Raw genomic sequence first — 2,847 nt, forward strand, 5'->3', positions numbered from 1 at the left:
CGCCCCGGCCCCCCCCGCCACCCCCCCGCCCCGGGCCCCCACCCCGCTCGGGCCGCAGCCCCGCGCCCGCCCCGCCGGCACGGGCTCTGCGGTCCGCCCGCCCACGGGGTGTCGGGCAGGCGGCCGGGCGGACGGCGCGGAGCGGGCCGCCGTACTGTACGAGGGGGAGCCGGCGGCCCGGCCGGCCTCTTGCGAGGCATTTCAGTCAACCGGTGCGAAACTCTCCGCGACAGCGAGCGCACAGCGCGGATACGGGCATTCCCATCACACCCCGTGTGAAAGGGGACGCACTACTCTCTCTGGTGCGGTCGGGAGAGGTCGCCCGGCCGGCCGTCGGCAACGAGCCACTCGGGGGGCCTCCCATGCAGCCCAACACTCTGCTCGACGCGATCCTCGACGAGGCGGGGATATCGCACGCGGGACTCGCGGCACATGTCAACCAGGCGGGCCGGGCCCGTGGTCTGGCCCTGCGCTACGAACACACCGCCGTGGCACGGTGGCTGAAGGGCCAGCGACCGCGCGGACAGGTGCCCGACCTGATCTGCGAGGTGCTCGCGGGACGGCTGCACCGGCCCGTCACGCTCGACGACATCGGCCTCGGGGTCCCCGGCGAGCCCTCCACCCCGCACGCCGGCTCGCTCTCCGGCTTCGTCGAACGCGCCACCGCCCTGTGGCGCTCCGACGAACAGCAGCGCCCGCACATCCTCGGTGCCCCGGCCGTCACCGGAACCCCCGCCGTGATGCCCGTGTGGGAGTGGGAGAACCCGCCCGAGGACGTGGACGTCTCGCGCGGCGGCCGCCATCAGGTCAGCATGGCCGACATCGAGATGCTGCGCGCGGCACGGGCCCACTACGAGCAGATGTACCGCAAGGCCGGGGGCATGGCGACCCGCACCCGGATCGTCGGCTTCCTCAACTCCGAGACCGCGCCCCTGCTGCGCGGCAGCTACACCGATGCCACCGGGCGCCAACTCCACCGTGCGACGGGCGGGTTGGTGGCCATCGCGGGCATCTGCGCCTACGACTCCGACGCGCACGGACTCGCCCAGCGCTACTTCCACCAGGCGCTGCGCCTGGCGAAGGCCAGCGGGGACAGGGGACTCGGCGCCTACGTCATAGCCCTGCTGGTCAATCAGTCGCTGTTCATGCGCGAGTACCGGCAGGCGGTCGCCTTCGCCGAGGCCGCGCTGCGCGCCGCGGGGCGCCACATCACGCCGGCGCTCGCCTCCGACCTCTACGCCATGCAGGCGAAGGCGTACGCACACCTGGGCGACGGCAGCAGCGCACTCTCCTGCATACGTCGTGCCGAGCAGGCCGCCGAGCGCATCCGGCGCGGTTACGAGCCCGACGAGACCGGCTATGTCCAGCCGGGACTGGTCAACGTACAGGTGGCGGAGGCGCTGCTCAGCCTCGGCGACCTGGTGGCCGCCGCGGAGCACGCCGTGGCCGCCGTCGACAATCCGGCGCACGACCGGGGGCGGGTGCACCGGCTCGCCATGCTCAGCCAGATCGAACTGCGCCAGGGCAACGCCGACAAGGCGGTGGCGACGGCCGTCCAAATGGCGGAGCAGGCACGGGGAATGGAGTCCCAGCGGCTGCGCGACAGACTGCGCGCGGTACGCGAACACCTGGTGCGCAGCGGCTGCGCGGGTACGACCGAGGCCGCTGAACTCATCGACGGCGCACTGCGCGTACCGCTGTAGGGAGCGGCCCGGCGCACCCCTTCGTTCACCGCCACCGTGCTGCGTCCCGACCCCAGTGAGCCCTGCTGCCGGAACGCGGCTGCTGCGATATTGCCTTCACTCGGCGGAAGGTGGCAGAACCGTGCAGTGGACGAAACAGAACGAACAAACTGTGTATGAAAACCGCTGGTTCAGCGTCAATCTCGCAGATGTGGAGCTGCCGGACGGGCGGCATCTCGATCACTTCCTGATACGGCTGCGGCCCGTCGCCGTGGCCACGGTGGTGAACGAGGCCAACGAGGTGCTGCTGCTGTGGCGGCACCGCTTCATCACCGACAGTTGGGGATGGGAGCTGCCGGCGGGCGTCGTGGAGGACGGCGAGGACATCGCCGCGGCGGCGGCCCGCGAACTGGAGGAGGAGACCGGTTGGCGGCCGGGACCCCTGCGGCATCTGATGAGTGTCGAGCCCTCCAACGGGCTCACCGACGCCCGGCATCACATCTACTGGGCCGACGAGGGCGCGTACATCGGACACCCCGTGGACGACTTCGAGTCGGACCGCCGGGAATGGGTTCCCCTCAAACTCGTTCCCGACATGGTCGCCCGCGGTGAGGTCCCGGCCGCCAACATGGCGGCCGCGCTGCTGCTCCTGCACCATCTCAGGCTCGGACAGGACATGTTGCCCTGATCGGCCCCCCCGCGTCCCGGACCTCAGTGGCCGAGAGCCTGCCAGACCGCGACGGCCAGGGCGCCCACGGCCGCGACGACGGCGACGGTGGGCAGTGGCCAGCGGGTGTGTTCGAGCGCGACGATCCGTGTGCTCAGGTCATCGAGATCCTTGGCCGTCTGGTCGTCGCGCTGGGTGAGCAGCGCCAGTCCTCCCTCGATGCGGGTGAACCCCACTTCGAGCGACCGGCGTAACTCCGCGATCTCCTTCGGTGCCGTGGGATGCTCGGGGTCGGCGGTCACGAGTCCGCTCCTTTCCGTGGTCGGCACATCCCTGTGTCTGCGCACGGAAAGTCAACTCGCCTGGTGGGCGCGTGGGGAGAGTGTGCGCCGGGCATATGCGAGCCCGGTGCGCACACGGCGTGTGAACGGCGCGGGCCCGGCACCTGTCTCTTATACACATATGTCGCTGCCGACGATAATTGTGGTGTTTATCTCG

3 protein-coding genes are annotated in these 2,847 nt (G+C 71.0%); 2 read left to right on the forward strand and 1 reads right to left on the reverse strand.

The genetic code is table 11. The annotated features are described in order from the left end of the window. Positions 1 to 362: 362 nt before the first annotated feature. Positions 363 to 1,703 (forward strand): transcriptional regulator, encoded by a 1,341-nt coding sequence (locus tag ACFXGX_RS38415; RefSeq protein WP_384801511.1) that lies wholly within the window; start codon positions 363 to 365, stop codon positions 1,701 to 1,703. Between the two features lie 121 nt (positions 1,704 to 1,824). Continuing rightward, positions 1,825 to 2,370, forward strand: coding sequence for an NUDIX domain-containing protein (locus ACFXGX_RS38420; RefSeq protein ID WP_384801514.1), 546 nt, complete (start codon positions 1,825 to 1,827; stop codon positions 2,368 to 2,370). Positions 2,371 to 2,393: 23 nt separating this feature from the next. Here the strand turns inward: ACFXGX_RS38420 and ACFXGX_RS38425 are convergent, their stop codons facing one another. Further along, entirely contained in the window at positions 2,394 to 2,651 is a 258-nt protein-coding gene (locus ACFXGX_RS38425) for a hypothetical protein (protein WP_384801517.1), read from the reverse strand. Positions 2,652 to 2,847: the final 196 nt, after the last annotated feature.

It is taken from the genome of Streptomyces sp. NPDC059371 (assembly GCF_042751995.1).
Classification (GTDB): Bacteria; Actinomycetota; Actinomycetes; order Streptomycetales; family Streptomycetaceae; genus Streptomyces.

What these genes read in the sequence shown, in the direction of transcription:
- ACFXGX_RS38415 (WP_384801511.1), top strand. Translation starts at nt 363, where the DNA reads ATGCAGCCCAACACTCTGCTCGACGCGATCCTCGACGAGGCGGGGATA.